Source organism: Sandarakinorhabdus sp. AAP62 (assembly GCF_000331225.1).
Classification (GTDB): domain Bacteria; phylum Pseudomonadota; class Alphaproteobacteria; order Sphingomonadales; family Sphingomonadaceae; genus Sandarakinorhabdus.
In genome coordinates this window covers 19254-35210 of sequence record NZ_ANFY01000011.1, presented here as the reverse complement: position 1 = coordinate 35210, position 15957 = coordinate 19254, and the positions used below count along the sequence as shown (strand labels likewise).

23 protein-coding genes and 1 pseudogene are annotated in these 15957 nt (G+C 65.7%); 14 read left to right on the top strand and 10 right to left on the bottom strand.

Features of this window, described 5'->3' with window-relative positions:
* Nucleotides 1-13: 13 nt before the first annotated feature.
* The 5 genes from D619_RS0111700 to D619_RS0111680 are packed head-to-tail and all read right to left on the bottom strand — an operon-like array spanning nucleotide 14 to nucleotide 3110.
* Nucleotides 14-745: a peptidylprolyl isomerase gene (locus D619_RS0111700; protein WP_017668784.1), complete on the bottom strand. Its 732-nt coding sequence runs from the start codon at nucleotides 743-745 to the stop codon at nucleotides 14-16.
* The gene (coaD, locus tag D619_RS0111695) at nucleotides 742-1254 is read right to left on the bottom strand and encodes a pantetheine-phosphate adenylyltransferase (RefSeq protein ID WP_017668783.1); all 513 of its coding nucleotides are present in this window, start codon (nucleotides 1252-1254) and stop codon (nucleotides 742-744) included. Before coaD ends, D619_RS0111700 begins: the two co-directional genes overlap by 4 nt.
* An 11-nt stretch (nucleotides 1255-1265) precedes the next feature.
* On the bottom strand, nucleotides 1266-2165 hold the full coding sequence (locus D619_RS0111690) for a polyprenyl synthetase family protein (protein ID WP_017668782.1): 900 nt from the start codon (nucleotides 2163-2165) through the stop codon (nucleotides 1266-1268).
* Between the two features lie 12 nt (nucleotides 2166-2177).
* Nucleotides 2178-2420 carry an exodeoxyribonuclease VII small subunit gene (locus D619_RS0111685; protein ID WP_017668781.1) on the bottom strand — a complete coding sequence of 81 codons (243 nt, stop codon included), beginning with the start codon at nucleotides 2418-2420 and terminating at the stop codon, nucleotides 2178-2180.
* A 33-nt stretch (nucleotides 2421-2453) separates the two neighbouring features.
* The gene (locus D619_RS0111680; RefSeq protein WP_017668780.1) at nucleotides 2454-3110 is read right to left on the bottom strand and encodes a glutathione S-transferase family protein; all 657 of its coding nucleotides are present in this window, start codon (nucleotides 3108-3110) and stop codon (nucleotides 2454-2456) included.
* A gap of 99 nt (nucleotides 3111-3209) precedes the next feature.
* On the opposite strand from D619_RS0111680, the gene D619_RS0111675 reads away from it, so the two are divergent.
* Complete coding sequence (locus D619_RS0111675; RefSeq protein ID WP_017668779.1) at nucleotides 3210-4313, top strand: NAD(P)-dependent alcohol dehydrogenase; 1104 nt, start codon at nucleotides 3210-3212, stop codon at nucleotides 4311-4313.
* 119 nt (nucleotides 4314-4432) lie between these two features.
* Here the strand turns inward: D619_RS0111675 and D619_RS0111670 are convergent, their stop codons facing one another.
* The 4 genes from D619_RS0111670 to D619_RS0111655 all read right to left on the bottom strand — a co-directional run bounded on the left by D619_RS0111670 (nucleotide 4433) and on the right by D619_RS0111655 (nucleotide 7505).
* Nucleotides 4433-5233, bottom strand: a complete 801-nt coding sequence (locus D619_RS0111670) for an enoyl-CoA hydratase-related protein (protein ID WP_026090990.1) — start codon at nucleotides 5231-5233, stop codon at nucleotides 4433-4435.
* Between the two features lie 73 nt (nucleotides 5234-5306).
* On the bottom strand, nucleotides 5307-6437 hold the full coding sequence (locus tag D619_RS0111665) for a M14-type cytosolic carboxypeptidase (RefSeq protein ID WP_017668777.1): 1131 nt from the start codon (nucleotides 6435-6437) through the stop codon (nucleotides 5307-5309).
* Nucleotides 6434-7027: a DUF4136 domain-containing protein gene (locus D619_RS16460; protein ID WP_193743307.1), complete on the bottom strand. Its 594-nt coding sequence runs from the start codon at nucleotides 7025-7027 to the stop codon at nucleotides 6434-6436. Before D619_RS16460 ends, D619_RS0111665 begins: the two co-directional genes overlap by 4 nt.
* Nucleotides 7028-7109: 82 nt before the next feature.
* Nucleotides 7110-7505, bottom strand: coding sequence for a RidA family protein (locus D619_RS0111655; RefSeq protein WP_017668775.1), 396 nt, complete (start codon nucleotides 7503-7505; stop codon nucleotides 7110-7112).
* Nucleotides 7506-7652: 147 nt separating this feature from the next.
* Between D619_RS0111655 and ykgO the strand changes: the two genes are divergently transcribed.
* Nucleotides 7653-7778, top strand: a complete 126-nt coding sequence (ykgO, locus tag D619_RS0111650) for a type B 50S ribosomal protein L36 (protein ID WP_017668774.1) — start codon at nucleotides 7653-7655, stop codon at nucleotides 7776-7778.
* Between the two features lie 85 nt (nucleotides 7779-7863).
* The gene (locus tag D619_RS0111645) at nucleotides 7864-8472 is read left to right on the top strand and encodes an HAD family phosphatase (protein WP_017668773.1); all 609 of its coding nucleotides are present in this window, start codon (nucleotides 7864-7866) and stop codon (nucleotides 8470-8472) included.
* A 110-nt stretch (nucleotides 8473-8582) separates the two neighbouring features.
* On the opposite strand, the gene pyk is transcribed toward D619_RS0111645, so the two are convergent.
* Nucleotides 8583-10034: a pyruvate kinase gene (gene pyk, locus D619_RS0111640; RefSeq protein WP_017668772.1), complete on the bottom strand. Its 1452-nt coding sequence runs from the start codon at nucleotides 10032-10034 to the stop codon at nucleotides 8583-8585.
* A 78-nt stretch (nucleotides 10035-10112) separates the two neighbouring features.
* On the opposite strand from pyk, the gene D619_RS0111635 reads away from it, so the two are divergent.
* From D619_RS0111635 to ruvA, 11 genes and pseudogenes are all read left to right on the top strand, one after another.
* Entirely contained in the window at nucleotides 10113-10433 is a 321-nt protein-coding gene (locus D619_RS0111635) for a DUF1244 domain-containing protein (protein WP_017668771.1), read from the top strand.
* 34 nt (nucleotides 10434-10467) lie between these two features.
* Nucleotides 10468-10707: a DUF2312 domain-containing protein gene (locus D619_RS0111630; RefSeq protein ID WP_017668770.1), complete on the top strand. Its 240-nt coding sequence runs from the start codon at nucleotides 10468-10470 to the stop codon at nucleotides 10705-10707.
* 16 nt (nucleotides 10708-10723) lie between these two features.
* Nucleotides 10724-11365, top strand: a complete 642-nt coding sequence (locus tag D619_RS17370; RefSeq protein ID WP_017668769.1) for a glutathione S-transferase family protein — start codon at nucleotides 10724-10726, stop codon at nucleotides 11363-11365.
* 63 nt (nucleotides 11366-11428) lie between these two features.
* The gene (locus tag D619_RS0111620; protein WP_017668768.1) at nucleotides 11429-11917 is read left to right on the top strand and encodes a (2Fe-2S)-binding protein; all 489 of its coding nucleotides are present in this window, start codon (nucleotides 11429-11431) and stop codon (nucleotides 11915-11917) included.
* Entirely contained in the window at nucleotides 11910-12686 is a 777-nt protein-coding gene (locus tag D619_RS0111615) for an FAD binding domain-containing protein (RefSeq protein ID WP_017668767.1), read from the top strand. The genes D619_RS0111620 and D619_RS0111615 overlap by 8 nt, the downstream gene beginning before the upstream one ends.
* A gap of 11 nt (nucleotides 12687-12697) precedes the next feature.
* Nucleotides 12698-13021, top strand: a complete 324-nt coding sequence (locus tag D619_RS0111610) for a YbjQ family protein (protein WP_017668766.1) — start codon at nucleotides 12698-12700, stop codon at nucleotides 13019-13021.
* Between the two features lie 73 nt (nucleotides 13022-13094).
* Nucleotides 13095-13835, top strand: coding sequence for a YebC/PmpR family DNA-binding transcriptional regulator (locus D619_RS0111605; protein ID WP_017668765.1), 741 nt, complete (start codon nucleotides 13095-13097; stop codon nucleotides 13833-13835).
* Between the two features lie 23 nt (nucleotides 13836-13858).
* Nucleotides 13859-14272, top strand: a complete 414-nt coding sequence (locus tag D619_RS0111600; RefSeq protein ID WP_193743306.1) for a DUF4440 domain-containing protein — start codon at nucleotides 13859-13861, stop codon at nucleotides 14270-14272.
* A gap of 93 nt (nucleotides 14273-14365) precedes the next feature.
* Nucleotides 14366-14692 (top strand): annotated as a pseudogene (locus D619_RS18335) (DUF559 domain-containing protein); the annotation flags it as partial.
* 147 nt (nucleotides 14693-14839) lie between these two features.
* A complete protein-coding gene (gene ruvC, locus D619_RS18330) occupies nucleotides 14840-15322 on the top strand; it encodes a crossover junction endodeoxyribonuclease RuvC (RefSeq protein ID WP_026090989.1) in 483 nt (160 codons plus the stop codon).
* On the top strand, nucleotides 15319-15915 hold the full coding sequence (ruvA, locus tag D619_RS0111590) for a Holliday junction branch migration protein RuvA (protein ID WP_017668762.1): 597 nt from the start codon (nucleotides 15319-15321) through the stop codon (nucleotides 15913-15915). The genes ruvC and ruvA overlap by 4 nt, the downstream gene beginning before the upstream one ends.
* The last annotated feature ends 42 nt before the right edge of the window (nucleotides 15916-15957 follow it).

Sequence of the window (15957 nt, the reverse complement as noted above, 5' to 3'; positions counted from 1 at the left end):
GGAAGCGGCGGAATCAGCGCGGCGGCTGCGGCCCCGTCGGCGGCGGCAGATTGAGCACGCCGGCTGGAATCGGCGTTGCGGCGGCCTTGAGCGCGGCGAAATCGGGCGGGGGCACCTTGTCGGCCGCGATGCTGGCCTTGATGATGCGCGACGGGTTTTCCGGCGGCTCTCCCTTTTCGATGCCATCGACAAACGCCATGCCTTCCACGACGCGGCCCCACACGGTGTAGGTGCGATCCAGCTTCAGCGCTGGCATCAGCACGATGTAGAACTGGCTGTTGGCGCTGTCGTCGCTTTGCGAACGCGCCATGGCGGCGGCGCCCCGCACGTGCGGCAGATCGTTGAACTCGGCTTTCAGATCGTCCAGCTTGGAACCGCCGGTGCCGGTGCCGGTCGGATCACCGCCCTGCGCCATGAAGCCATCGATGACGCGGTGGAAGATGGTGCCATCGTAAAAGCCCTGGCGCGCCAGCGTCTTGATGCGCTCGACATGCTTGGGCGCCACATCGGGGCGCATGACGATCTTCACGCGGCCGCCCGACGACAGATCGAGCACCAGCACATTTTCCGGATCCACCTGGGCGATCATGCCGGCAATATTGGACGGCGCCGCCATTTCCGGCAGCTTGGGCGGGGCCTTCAAATCCTTGGGGTCCGGACGCGCCGGCTGGGCCAGGGCGCCGGTAAGGGCCGGGCCGGTGGCCAGCGCAAGAACTGCAGCAATCAACAACGAAAATCGCATCATTGGCCTTTCATGCCCATTTCCGTCACCCGGGCCATCACGTCGTCGGCGATGCGGGGCGGAACGAACTTGTGGATGTCGCCACCATAGACAGCGATTTCCTTGACCAGGCGTGAAGCGATCGGCTGCAAGGCGACATCGGCCATCAGGAAGACCTGTTCGATATCGTCGTTCAGGGCACGGTTCATGCCGGTCATCTGGAACTCATACTCAAAATCGCCGGCACCGCGCAGGCCGCGCACGATCACCGTGGCGCCGAGCCGTTCGGCAAACGACATCAGCAGTTCGTCGAATTCCACCACCTCGACATTGCCGATTTCGGCGCATTCCCGGGCAATCTGCGCCTTCCGCTCAGCGAGCGTGAACATCGGCGATTTCGACGGGTTGGTGGCGACGCCGATCACCAGCAGGTCCACCAGCCGCGCGCCGCGACGGATGATGTCCATATGCCCAAGCGTCATTGGATCGAAAGTGCCGGGATAGACGCCGATACGCGGGCCAATCGTGGTCATGGGCGGGTTCCTTACCGGTCACGCTCTACGGCAAAGCGGGCGATGGCACGCAACAGGTCGGCCTCTGGCCCGAACGCAGATAGGTGGGCGATGGCCTGATCGATCAGCATGTTGGCCTGGGTGCGGGCGCGTTCAACGCCCATCAGCGAAACGAAGGTCGCCTTGCCGGCGGCGGCATCCTTCTGCACGGCCTTGCCGGTCTTGGCGGATTCGCCTTCGACATCGAGCAGATCATCGGCAATCTGGAACGCCAGTCCGAGATCGCGGGCATAGCCACGCAGCGATTTGCGGCTGGCTTCCGATGCGCGGCCCATGATGGCGCCGGCTTCCAGGCACCACTGTATCAGCGCGCCGGTCTTCAATTGTTGCAGGCGGGTGATGCCGGCCAGATCATAGGCCACGTCGCCGGCCACCATGTCCATCATCTGGCCGCCGGCCATGCCGGCCGGGCCGCTGTGGATCGCCAGTTCGGTCACCAGTTCGAGCCGCACCGCCGGGTCTTCATGGGTGGCCGGATCGGCGAGGATACCGAACGCCAGATCATGCAGGCAATCGCCGGCCAGCACGGCAGTGGCTTCGTCAAAGGCCTTGTGCACGGTGGGCTTGCCGTGGCGCATGTCGTCATTGTCCATGCACGGAAGATCATCGTGAATCAGGCTATAGCGGTGGATACATTCGATCGCGAGCGCGACGCGCAGCGCCTGCTCGCGATTGACCTGAAAGATGTCGCAGGCCGCCACCACCAGCAGCGGCCGCATGCGCTTGCCGCCGCCGATCACCGAATGGCGCATGGCTTCATACAGGCGCGCGCGCGGATCATCCGGCACAGCCAGCAGCCGGTCAAAGCGCTGATCAATGGCCTTGCCGATGGCATCAAGGGCGGGTTTCAGGCTGAGCGAGGGCTGCACCATCGTCGTTCCCCCTTATTGCGCGTCGAAGGGGCGGGTGGCGACGGCTTCACCGGCGGCACTCTGCTGGATCTGTTCGATACGCATGCGGGCATCATTGAGCCGCGCCTCGCACAATGACTTGAGCGCCTGTCCGCGTTCATAGAGGCGGATACTGTCATCCAGGCTGAGATCGCCCGATTCCAGCTTGCGCACGATATCTTCCAGTTCGCGCAGAGCTTCCTCGAAACTGGGCGGGGTGGCGGCAGGCGGTTCCATGGTCGCCGTATCTGGACGGGCGCGGGCGCGTGGTCAAGCGGTGCGCGGGGCCGTCAGCCGGGCCATGAAGCCATTCTCCCGCGCCACCAGCCCGGCAAGGCAGGGGCGGGCAAGAATATCAGCCACATAAGCCGCCAATCGCGGCCAGCGATCGGCATCGATGTGCCAGCCGGCGTGGGCCAGATTCACGAACACGCTGGCCACCGAAATATCGGCCAGGGTGAAGCGCCCGCCGACAAGATGGCCATCGCCGGGAATCGCCGCGTTCAGCCAGTCGAGGATCGGTTCCAGCTCTCGCGCGCCAGACTCGGCGGCGGCTTCGTCGCCGGGCCGCTTTTGCAGGATGGGGGCGACGACACGGTTGAAGAAGATCTTGGCAGCTGGCGGCTGGAAAATGGTGTCGGCAAATTCGTCAAACCACACCACCCGGCCGCGCTGCTGCGGATCGGCCGGGATCAGCGCCGGTTCCGGCACCTTGGCATCCAGATAATGGGCGGTGGCCGAACTGTCGGCCAGGGTGAAGTCGCCATCGCGCAGCGCCGGCATCTTGCCGAATGGGCTGGCAGCGCGGAATTCCGGATCGGGATCGCCCAGGCCAACGTTCTTCAGCTCGACGGACAGGCCCTTTTCAGCAGCCACAGCCAGAACCTTGCGCACGAAGGGCGAAAGTCCGGCACCATAAATGATCATGTCGTTCTGGTCCCAAAATATTGCTCTGATGCGCAATCTGGCGCTTGCGGGTCGAAGCTGCAAGCGCGACACTATCTTGGGGAATTTGGGGAGTTTGCCATGCCGATGCCCGTTCGTGCCGCCGTATTGCGACAGCGTGGTGGCCCCTATGCCATCGAGCAGGTGGAACTGGTCGATCCGGGGCCGGGGCAATTGCTGATCAAGCTGGCGGCGTGCGGTATCTGCTTCACCGATGTGGGCGTGCAGCGTTATGAGCAGGGCACGCCGCTGCCGCAGGTTCTGGGCCATGAAGGTGCCGGCACGGTGCTGGCGGTGGGCGCGGGTGTCCGCCATGTGGCGGTCGGTGACCGGGTGGTGCTCAGCTATGCCAGTTGCGGTGCCTGCGCCAACTGCGGCCATGATCATCCGCAATATTGCAGCAACTTCATGGCACTCAACTATGCCGGCGTGCTGCCCGATGGCCGGGTGCCGATGCGCCAGAATGGCCAGCCGGTCTATGGCGGCTTCTTCGGCCAATCCAGCTTTGCCGATCACGCCATCGCCTATGCCCGCAATACGGTGAAACTGGCCGACGATGTGCCGTTCGCCCTGGCGGCGCCCTTTGGTTGTGGCCTGCAGACCGGCGCAGGCACGGCCTATAATACCCTCAACGTGCAGGCGGAACACAGCTTTGCCGTGATGGGCGCCGGCTCGGTGGGCCTGGCGGCGATGCTGGCGGCGGTTGATCGCGGCTGCCACAGCATCATCGCCATCGACCGGGTGGCGGAGCGACTGGAGCTTGCCCGGCAATTGGGCGCGACCCACACGATCCTGGCGGACGGACGCGATGTCATGGCGGCCCTGCGTGCGATCGTGGCCATCGGTATCGATCGTATTGTCGATACCACCGGCGCGTCGCCGGTGATCCGCGCCGGGCTGGAGGCTCTGGCCAGCCGCGGCGAGCTGGCCATGCTGGCCGTCACGGCGCCGGGCACGGAAATCACCTTCAATCCCAACACGCTGCTCGGCGGCCGATCGCTGAAGGGCGCGGTGGAAGGCGATGCCGATCCGCAGAGCTTCATCCCGTGGCTGATCGACCGCCACCGCGCCGGCCGCTTCAATCACGCGCCGCTGGTGCGGGAATATCCGCTGGAGGCGATCAACGAGGCCGTGGCCGACATGGCCAGTGGCAAGGCGGTGAAGCCGGTGCTGGTGATGAGGTAAGAAGGCCTCGCGCTGCTCGGCACCCTCCCCCAGCCCCTCCCTTGCAGGGAGGGGAGGCTTCTTCTGCTCCCCTCCCTGCAAGGGAGGGGCTGGGGGAGGGTGTGAGCGGAGCGAACCCCCTACTTCCCTGTGAACGCGGCGGGCCGCTTCTGCAGGAAGGCGCTCACCCCTTCGATGAAATCGGCGCTGCGGCCAGCTTTCAGCTGATTGCGGCGCTCGACCATCAGGCCTTCGGACAGCGATACATCCAGGCAATCGCGGATGCCCTGACGGATCAGCGCATAGGATCTGGTCGGCCCTTTCGCCAGTTTCTCGGCCACGGCGCGGGTGGCGGCGGCGAGATCGGCATCGTCGACCACCTTGTACACCATGCCCCAATCCAGCGCGGTTTCAGCTGGGATCCGTTCGCCCAGCATCATCATCGCCTGCGCCCGCGCGCGGCCAGCGAGGCGCGGCAACAGCCAGGTCGAACCAACGTCGGGCACCAGCCCGATGTTGACGAAAGCCTGCAGAAAATAGGCGGATTTGCCGGCAATCACGATGTCGCCGGCCAGCGCATAGGAACAGCCGGCACCCGCCGCGGCGCCATTGACCGAGGTGATGAACGGCACCGGCAGCGCGAACAGCCGCTCCAGCAACGGGTTGAAATGGGTTTCCAGCACGGCGCCGGCGTCGGGCGGGCCAGAGCGTTGCGCGCCGCCCCCGGCGCCGCCCCCGGCCAGATCGGCACCCGAACAGAAGGCCCGGCCCGCGCCGGTGAGCACCAGCACGCGGGCGCTGCCTTCATCCCGCACCCGATCCACCGCGTCGATCATTTCGCTGATCACGCCGATATGGAGCGCGTTCATCACCTGCGGACGGTTGAGGGTGATGGTGGCGATGCCTTCGGCTTCGTCGAACAGGATATGGGTATAGGTCATGGCGCTCTCCCTTTGGCCGGCACGATAGGGGCCGTCGCCAGCGCCCGTCACCCCACCAAAGCGCCAAGGTCGTTCACAGATCGGGCATGATCTCCAACATGGCGGCCAGGCAATCGCGGCCCAGCAGCTTCGATCGTTCCGGCGACCAGCCATGGTCGGGGCAGGGCAGATCGTCATTGTCCTTGAACGGCATTTCCAGCGTCATCGCCACGCAGCCGAAGCGTTCGGCCAACTGGTTGGTGCTCATCGCAAGGTTGGCAGTGCCGGGGCGGGCGATGGGATAGCCCTTGGCTGTCTGGAAATCCGGCGTGATCCGCGCCAGCCGCATCTTGTAATCGGCCAGCAGCGCCAGTTGCTTGTTGGTGATCGACGGGATGCCTTCAAAGCCGGCGATGAACACCTGCGGGATGGCCTCGTCGCCGTGCACATCCATGGCAAGGTCACAGCCGGTCTTGTCCATCGCACCCAGCACGCACAACACTTCCGGCGATTTTTCCGCCGATGGCGCGGCCCATTCGCGGTTGAGGTTCACGCCGGCCGCGTTGCAGCGCAAATGGCCGCGGATACTGCCATCCGGATTCATGTTGGGCACGATGTGGAACGTGGCCAGTTGGCGGAGCTTTCGTGCCACCGGGTCATGGGGATCGGTCAGTCGCTCCAACGCACCTTCCATCCACCATTGCGCCATGCTTTCGCCCGGATGCTGGCGGGCATAGAGCCAGATGGTCTTTGCACCCGTGCCCATGACCAGTCGATCAATCGGCCGGCCATCTAGGCTGTGGCCCAGCACATCGGCAGCAACGCCCGGCGCCGCCGCCATGCGGGCGATCAGATCATGGTGCCGTTCCAGGCTGTAGGGCGCGAAATAGGCAAACCAGAGTTGGTCCACCTCGGGTGTCACTTCGATGGTCAGCGTGCCGTTGGCTGATGACGGGTCGTAACTGGTCTTCGCTCGCGTCCAGCGCTGGCGATCGGCCGACATGGCGGCGCGATAGCCCGGCCAGCCATCGGGATAGGCGCTGCCCTTCAGATCGATGATGCGGATCAGGCAGCGCTGGCCCCTGGCGCCCGACAGGCGGAAATGGAACCATTGGTAGAAGTCGCTGTGCGCGTCCTTTGGGATGCTCAGCACGATGTCGTGCGGGCCGCTGATGCGCTCGATTCTGATGTTGCCGGAGTCGAACGCGCTGTCGATACTGATCATGGGGTCGTCTTCACCTTTACCGTCTCGCTTTGGCCATTGCCGCCGGGAAAGCCCTTGAGCAAGGCCTGCAGCAGCACCGGCGCGGCGCTGAGCGCATCCGGGCCGGGCGCAATGGCACTGGCCCGGCCTTCCCACAGCACGCTGTTGTCGCGCACCCGGCGGATCTGCATGGTCAGCTGCGCGGCGGTCACCATGCGGGTGCCGCCGCCGATCGGGAAGGACACACCGCCGCCCACGCCGCCGTTCCAGCCACCGGTACTGCCGCCCACGCCAATGGAGATGGGGGAACGTTTGCGCACCACCTCGCTGGTGCCGGTCAGGCTGATGCGGGCAACATGATCGGCCGGTTGGCCAGCGGCCATCAGCTTGAAACCGGCGCGCGCCAGTTCCGCATTGGCCGCTGCCGCCAGTGCGCCGAACTGAAGCGAGGATACCGCCGCCGGATCGGCCGGCTCCACCATGATGCTGCTGCCCGCCAGCGACGGAGCCGGCGGCGCCAGGATATGGAAGCGTGCCAACTCCACCTTCACGGTGGCGGCATGGGCCTTAACCGGCACCAGCAGGGCGGCCATAAGGGCAGGGAAAATCATGTGGCGGGTCATTGGCTTCACTCAACTGGCGCGCATCAGTACCCGTCTGGTCGCACTTCAGCTGCGGCCAAGCAAGGGTGGTTCAGGCGACCGCCGTCGCTTCCAGTTCGATCATCAAGGCGGGATCGAACAGACGTGTCACGCCCAGCAGCGTGCACGTCGGCTGCACGCCATCGGCCGCATAGATCGGCACGATTTCACCGGCCTTGGCCATGAATTGCTCGACATCGGTGGTATAGAAGTTGAGGCGCACCACGTTGGTCGGCGTCATGTCAGCCGCGGCCAGTGCCTCCTTGAGATTGGCCCAGGCAGTGGCAAACTGGGCCACCAGGTCGCCGGCATGGAGGGAGGATCCGTCGGCAGCGGTGGACGTTTGCCCGGAAAGATAGAGCGTTCGGCTTCCGCCCTTCACCTCGATGGCGTGACTCACACTGAAATTGGCAAGCCAGGGTGTGGGATTGATCGCACGGCGTTCCATGGTGGAGTCTCCCCATTCAATGTGGAATAGCGAAAGCGTCTCATACACAGGAGACGCTGGCAAATGTCGCCATCGGTTGACAAAGCCGGCTGCCTCCCTTAGCTCGCCGGTTCCTTTCGACCACCGATTCACTTGCCGGGATTGATCATGAAGATCCGCAACAGCCTCAAGAGCCTCAAGGGCCGCCACCGTGATTGCCAGGTCGTGCGCCGCCGTGGCCGCACCTATGTGATCAACAAGACCAACCGCCGCTTCAAGGCCCGCCAGGGCTGATGTTGCCGCTGCCAGCCATTGTGGCTGGCGCGTTGCCTTGCAAACCCCTGCCATCCGGCGGGGGTTTTGCTGTTTCTGGGCCCTCATGATGCTGCGTGCGGTCGTCTTCGATATCGGCAATGTCATCGTCGATTGGGATGTGCGCGCCTTCTATGCCCGCTTCATCGCTGATCCGGCGCGGCTGGATTGGTTCCTTGCCAATGTCGTCACGCCGGAATGGCATTTCCAGCACGACATGGGCCGGCCATTTGCCGAAACCAGCGCCGAACTGATCGACCGCTTTCCGGCCGAAGCCGATCTGATCCGCCTCTATGGCCCGCGCTTCAACGAAACCGTGCCTGGCCCGATTCCCGGCATGGTGGAACTGGTGGAACGGCTGGCCGCGCGCGGTGTGCCGCTGTTTGCCATCACCAATTTCAGCCATGAATTCTGGGCGCAATTCCGGCCCGAATGGCCGGTGTTCGATCATTTCATCGATATTGTCGTGTCCGGCACGGAGCGTCTGGCAAAGCCCGATCCCGCCATCTATCAGCTGGCGCTGCGCCGCTTTGGTCTGGAGCCAGGTGACGCCATCTTCATCGATGACCGCGCCGACAATGTGATGGCGGCGCAGGCCAATGGCTTCCTCGGTCACCTGTTCACCGGCCGAGAACCGCTGGCGGCGGAATTGGCGCGGCTCGGCCTGCTGGCGTGAGTCTCGCTGCGCTCGGCACCCTCCCCCAACCCCTCCCTGGACAGGGAGGGGAGCACCACTTCACCCCTCCCTGCCAGGGAGGGGTTGGGGGAGGGTAATGCTCTGCCCCCTCAATAATTCTTCAGCTCGTCGCCGGTCAGCCGCACGACATGCACCACATTGGTGGTGCCCGGCGTTGAAAACGGCACGCCGGCAATCAGCACCAGCGGGTCACCACCGCGCGCCAGGCCGGTGCGCAGCGCCATGCGCTTGGATTTGGCGACCATCTCTTCAAAGCTGCCAACGTCGCGGGTGGTGACGGCATGAACGCCCCACACCAGCCCCATGCGCCGCGCCGTCGTCTGGCTGGGGGTGAGGCACAGCACCGGCACCGACGGCCGTTCCCGGGCGGCTCTGCTGGCGGTGGAGCCGGAAATGGTGAAGCACACGATGGCCCGCGCCCCGATGGTGCGGCTGATATCGGCGGCAGCAGCGGTGATGGCGGCCGGCGTCGAGCGGCCGGCGGCGACTTCGGTGAAATGCACCCGGCCGTGATAGCTGGGATCGGCCTCCACCTGGGCGGCGATGGCGTCCATCATGCTCACGGCCTCCACCGGCCACGACCCGGCGGCGCTTTCGGCCGACAGCATCACGGCATCGGCCCCGTCATAGATGGCAGTCGCCACGTCCGATACTTCGGCGCGGGTGGGGGACGGGCTGGTGATCATCGATTCCAGCATCTGTGTCGCCACCACCACCGGCTTGCCCTGGCTGCGCGCCATGGCGACGATACGCTTTTGCGCCGGCGGCACATTCTGTGGCGGCAGTTCCACGCCCAGATCGCCACGCGCCACCATCACCGCATCGGCGATTTCCAAAATTTCCTCCAGCCGCTCCAGCGCTGCCGGCTTCTCGATCTTGGCCAGCAGCAGCGCCTTGCCACCGATCAGGCGACGGGCTTCGGCAACGTCTTCCGGGCGCTGCACAAAGCTCAGCGCCACCCAGTCCACGCCGCAATCGAGCGCGAAGGCGAGATCGGCCCGGTCCTTGGGGGTCAGCGCCGGCAGCGGCACCACCACGTCGGGCACGTTGACGCCCTTGTTGTCCTTGATGAGGCCGGGCACTTCCACGATGCAATCAATGGCTTCGGCCGAAACCGCCGTGGCCCGCAGCACCACCTTGCCATCGTCCACCAGCAGGCGGGCGCCGGGGGTGAGCGCGGCGAAAATCTCCTTGTGCGGCAGGCACACGCGGGTGGCGTCGCCCGGCGCCGAGCTGCGATCAAAGCGGAAGGCCTGGCCCTTCACCAGCTCGGCGCCACTGCCGGCCACGCGGCCGACGCGCAGTTTCGGCCCCTGCAGATCGGCGAGGATGGCGATCGGGCGGCCATTGGCCTTTTCCACGGCGCGCACGGCCTGGATCAGCTTGCCCTGGCTTTCGTGGCTGCCGTGGCTCATGTTCACGCGAAAGGCATCGGCACCGGCGGCGTGCAGCTTGCCAATCATCTCCTCGCTGGCCGAAGCCGGGCCCAGCGTGGCAAGCACCTTGACCCGGCGGCCGCGTGGTTGAAGATGTCGGCTCATGATGCGTCCCAATATGTGCGAATTTGGCCGCACCCTAGCGGCTGATGCGGCGCATTGCCACAGGAGAGAGACAGGTCAATGACAATCCTGAGCGATGACGCAGTGCGGGAACAACTTGAAGCCGCAGCCTTTCGCCGGCTGATGCAGCATCTGCGCCAGCGCAGCGACGTGCAGAATATCGACCTGATGGGCTGGAGCGGTTTCTGCCGCAACTGCCTGGGCGACTGGCTGCACGAGGAAGCCGAGCGCCGTGGCCTGACGTTGAGCAAGGACGAGGGCCGCACCCATGTCCATGGCATGACGCAAGCCGCGTGGAAGGCACTGCATCAGCAGCCGGCCTCCCAGGAACAGCTGGACCGCATGGCCGAATCGCTGGCGAAGAACGAGGCGGTCAGATAACCGCAGCGCATCTCCATTCACTGCAGGGACCACCATGAGCGAAGAAAATGTGTCCGCCACCCAGCTGCGCCTGTTCATCGAGCGCATCGAGACGCTGGAAGAGGAAAAGAAGGGCATCGCCGACGACATCAAGGACGTCTATGCCGAAGCCAAGGGCACCGGGTTCGACATCAAGACGATGAAGACGCTGGTGCGCCTGCGCAAGATGGAGACAGCCGCACGGCAGGAAGCCGAAGCGCTGCTGGAAACCTATCGCGCCGCCATCGGCCTGTAAGACAAGGAAAAACGCGATGATCCTCTATGGTGGCAAGCTTTCGCCCTTCGTGATGCGGCCGCTGCTGGTCAGCCGGGCCAAGGGCGCGGAAGTCACGCTGGCGTCGTTCGAAGGCGGCATCAAGTGCCCGGAATATCTGGCGCTCTGCCCGACGGGGAAAATGCCGCTGCTGGTTGATGGCGATCTGGCGCTGCCGGAAAGCCAGGTCATCGCCGATTATCTCGATCTGGCGCTGCCCGGGCCCAGGCTGATCCCGGCCGACATCGTGGGCGCCACCAAGGTGCGGTTGCTGGTGCGGCTGGCTGATAGCTATGTCGTGCCGCAACTGGGTGGCCTGTTCCGCGGCCGCGAGAACCCGGCTGGCGTGCCGGATGCGCTGAAGGGCATGGGCGAGGCGCTTGGTTATATCGAACATTACCGCAACGCCGGTGACGCGTTCGCTTATGGCGACAGCTTCACCCAGGCAGATGCGGCGCTGATCCCGCTGTTCTTCTTCCTTGATGCCCTGGATGGCCCGATGCCGACCAAGGCACTGGTGGCGGCGCAGCCGGGCCTTGCCGCCTGGTGGGCCCGCGCCAAGGCCAGCCCGCTGGGGGCGCAGGCGGTTGCCGAACAGGCCGAGGGCCTGAAGCAGATGATGGCCAGCCGCGCAGGCTGATTGCCGGGCGCCAATTGGCGCGATAGATTGGCCGGGGCCGGATCAGACGGGGGGGAGAAGCCGATGCAGATGACGCTGACCATCAATGGCCAAGGCCACAGCGTGGACGCCCCGGCGGCCGCGCTGCTGGTGGAAGTGCTGCGCGACGATCTGGGCCTGACCGGCACCCATATCGGCTGCGACACCAGCCAGTGCGGGGCCTGCAACGTGCTGATCGATGGCGCTGCGGTGAAGGCCTGCACCATGCTGGCCGCGCAGGCACAGGGCGCCCGCATCACCACGATCGAAGGGCTGGGCACGCCCGAAGCGCTGCACCCGATGCAGCAGGCCTTCCGCGAAGCCCACGGCCTGCAATGCGGTTTCTGCACGCCGGGCATGGTGATGGCGGGCATGGAGATGGTGCGCAAGCACGGCACGAAGCTGACGCCGGAACTGGTCACCCACGAACTGGAAGGCAATCTCTGCCGCTGCACCGGTTACATCAATATCGTGAAGGCAATCGTTGCCGGCGCAGCCGCAATGGAAAGCCTTGGGGAGGCACCCCATGCGTGATTTTGCCCTGCACCGCCCGACCAGTGTGGCGGCCGCTGCTGCGGCCTTTTCCGGCGCACAGGGCGAAGCCGCCTTCATCGCCGGTGGCCACACGCTGATCCCGGCGATGAAATCCCGCCTGCGCATGCCCGATGCGCTGGTTGATCTGTCGGGGTTGGGCCTGTCGGGCCTGGCCGTGGATGGTAACCGGCTGTGGATCGGCGCGATGACCACCCATGCCGATGTGGCTGCCAAGGCCTCCGCCATTCCGGGCCTGGCCTGCCTGGCTGCCGGCATCGGCGACGCGCAGGTGCGCAATCGCGGCACCATCGGTGGCAGCCTGGCCAACAATGACCCGGCTGCCGATTATCCTGCCGCCGCGCTGGCGCTGGACGCGGTGATCGAGACGGATCGCGGTGCCCACGCTGCGGATGATTTCTTCCAAGGCATGTTCAGCACCGCGCTGGGCGATGGTGAGATCATCACGCGCGTCGGCTTCGCGCTGCCGCAGCAATCATCCTATGCCAAGTTCCGCCACCCGGCATCGCGCTATGCCATGGTTGGCGTCTATGTCGCCCGCCATGCATCCGGCTGGCGCGTCGCGGTGACCGGGGCCGGGCCTGGCGTGTTCCGCTGGACGGACGCTGAAGCCGCGCTGGACGCCGGCCGCGATACCGCCGGGCTGGTGCTGGCGGCGGATGATCTCAACAGCGATATCCACGCCAGTGCCGACTATCGCGCCCATCTGTGCGGCGTGATGCTCAAACAGGCGCTGGCCACACTGGCCTGAAGGAGACGGACATGATCGTCACCACCACGCCTACCATCGAAGGCCGCCCGGCCACCCATTATCTGGGCATCGTTTCGGGTGAGACCATCATGGGCGCCAACATCTTCCGCGATATCCTGGCGGGAATCCGCGATATCGTGGGTGGCCGCTCCGGCGCATGGGAAGAGGTGATGCAGCAGGCCCGCAAGGAAGCGCTGCTGGAAATGCAGGACCATGCGGCCCGGCTGGACGCCGATGCGGTGATCGGCGTGCAACTCACCTTCAATGCGCTCGGCGCGTCGGATTCGATGTTGATGGTGACAGCCAGCGGCACGGCCGTGAAGCTTGGGGGGTGAAGCTGGCCTGATTGCCGTTTCGCGCCTTGGTTGCTAAGGCCGCTGCTCATCCCGCAGCAACGAACGAACGATCATGGCCGGCCACAGCAAATTCAAGAACATCATGCACAGGAAGGGCGCGCAGGACAAGAAGCGCAGCGCCCTGTTTTCAAAGCTTTCCCGCGAAATCACCGTGGCGGCCAAGATGGGCATGCCCGATCCGGCCAACAATCCGCGCCTGCGCGCCGCCGTGCTCGCCGCGCGGGTGGAAGGCATGCCGAAAGACAATATCCAGCGCGCCATCGACAAGTCGCAGGGTGGTGACACGGCGAACTATGAAGAGGTGCGCTACGAAGGCTTCGGCCCCGGCGGTGTGAGCCTGATCATCGAGACCCTCACCGACAACCGGAACCGCACTGCCACCAACGTGCGCACCGCCATGGCCAAGAATGGCGGCAACCTCGGCGCGTCGGGCAGCGTCTCTCACGGTTTCGAGCGATTGGGCCTGATTTCCTATCCGGCCAGTGCCGGCAGCGCCGATGCCGTGTTCGAAGCCGCACTGGAAGCCGGCGCCGACGATGTGGAATCGAGCGAGGACGGCCACGAAATCTGGGTCGGCATCGAAAATCTGCACGAAGTTGCCCGCGCGCTGGAACCGGTGCTGGGCGACAGCGGCCAGGCCAGGCTGGCGTGGAAGCCGGGCACGATGGTGACGGTGGGCGCCGAGGATGCCGCGCAGCTGATGAAGCTGATCGACGTGCTGGACGATGATGACGACGTGCAGACGGTGTGGGGCAATTACGATGTGCCCGACGACGTGATGGCCAGTCTGTGAGGCTGGGGGCGCTGCTGATGATCATGGCGACGCCCGCTGCTGCTGATCCGGTTGCCGAGATCAAGGCCGCGCGCGCCGCCTACAACGCCGCCATCGCTGCCCGCGATGCCGCTGGCGTGCGCGCCGCGCTGGGAGAAGCCTATGTCGGCATTGCCGGCACCGGCGGCGAAGCCATCATCGGCGCTGAAGCCATGACCGATTATTTCGCCCGCGCCTTCAAGACGCCGGGCTTTCTCGGCTTCGTGCGCACACCCGACGTGGTGACCGTCGCCAACCCGCCACAACGCGCCATGGAGCGCGGCCACTGGTCGGGCGGCAGCCTCAATGGCCGGTTCAGCGGCGAATATCTGGCGGTGTGGGTGCCAACCTCGCAGGGCTGGAAGCTGCGCAGCGAAACGTTTGTGACTCTTGGCGTGACACTGGGCCAGGCGAGATGATCTCCCCTCCCTGCGTGCAGGGAGGGGTCGGGGGAGGGTGCGAGCGCAGCGAGCCGCTTGTTCCTCACCCGTTCGCCCGCTAACCGTTGCACCATGGCCCGTCGTATCGATCCCCGTCTTGGCGGTTTTGCCCGCGCGATGCGGGCCGAGCCGACGCCGCCGGAGCAGGCGCTCTGGCGTGCGCTTTCGGCGCGAAGGCTCGATGGGCTCAAGTTTCGACGCCAGGCGGTCATCGAAGGGGTGATTGTCGATTTCTACTGCCCGGAGGCCAGGCTGGTGGTGGAACTCGATGGCCGCACGCACGACGATCCCGACCGCGATGCGCGCCGCGATGCGAGGCTGTTGGCGCTGCGCGGATTGCAGGTGGTCCGCTTTTCCAATCAGCAGGTTGGACTTGATCTGGAAGGCGTCTTGCAGACGATCCTGCGTGCAGCGCGCGGCCCGCAGACCCTCCCCCAACCCCTCCCTTTGCAAGGGAGGGGAGAAGCAGCTCCCCTCCCTGCTCGCAGGGAGGGGCCGGGGGAGGGTGCCGAGCGCCGCGAGGCCCGTGCTACCAGCGGGCGCACCATCATCGGCCTTGATCCCGGCCTGGCCGCCACCGGCTGGGGGGTGATCGTGGCCGAGGGCAACCGGCTGCGGCACGTCGCCAATGGCACCATCAAGACCCGCGTCACCGAACCGATGGTGGAGCGGCTGCGGCTGCTGCACGACGAACTGATGGCGGTGATCGCCGCCCACCAGCCCACGGAGGCGGCGGTGGAGGAGGTGTTCGTCAATTCCAACCCGCAATCGGCGATCAAGCTGGTGCAGGCGCGCGGCGTGGCGCTGCTGTGTGTGGGCCGCGCGCGGCTGATGGTGGCCGAACATTCGACCCGGGCCGTCAAGAAGGCGCTTACCGGCACCGGTGCCGCCGAAAAGCCCCAGGTGCAGGCAATGGTGGAACGGCTGTTGCCGGGCGCGCAGATTGCTGGCAGCGATGCCTCTGACGCGTTGGCGGTGGCAATCGCCCATGCGCACCTGGTGAAAAACATGCGTGAGTTGATGGGATGATCGCGCGACTGAGAGGCCTGGTGGACAGCGTGTCGGCCGACGCGCTGGTGATCGACGTGAACGGGGTGGGCTATCTTGTGCAGGCCTCCACCCGCGCGCTGGCCAACCTGTCCGTCGGCCAGCCCATTGCCATGCACATCGAGACGCAGGTGCGCGAGGATGCCATCACCCTGTTCGGATGCCCGTCCGAGGCCGAACTGGCGGCGTTCCGGGCGCTGATCACCGTGCAGGGCGTGGGCGGCCGCGTGGCGCTCAATATCCTTTCGGTGCTGACGCCCGATCAGGTGGCGCATGCCGTGGCGGCCGGTGATGCCGCCTCGCTGGCGCGCGCCAATGGCGTCGGCCCCAAGCTCGCCGCCCGCATCGCCAATGAGTTGAAGGGCAAGATGGGCGGCGTCGCGCTTTCGGCCGGTGCGCCGTTGCCGGTGCAGGCCGGCGCCCGCATTGTCGAGGATGCGGTGGCGGCCCTCGCCGCACTCGGCTTCAAGCCGATGGACGCCAGCCGCGCCGTCTCCGAAGCGCTGGCCGAACTGGGCGAGGGCGCCGGGCTGAATGACGTGGTGCGTGTGGCGCTGAAGAAGAGCGCGCGGTGAGGCTCGCACCCTCCCCCAACCCCTCCCTTGCAGGGAGGGGGG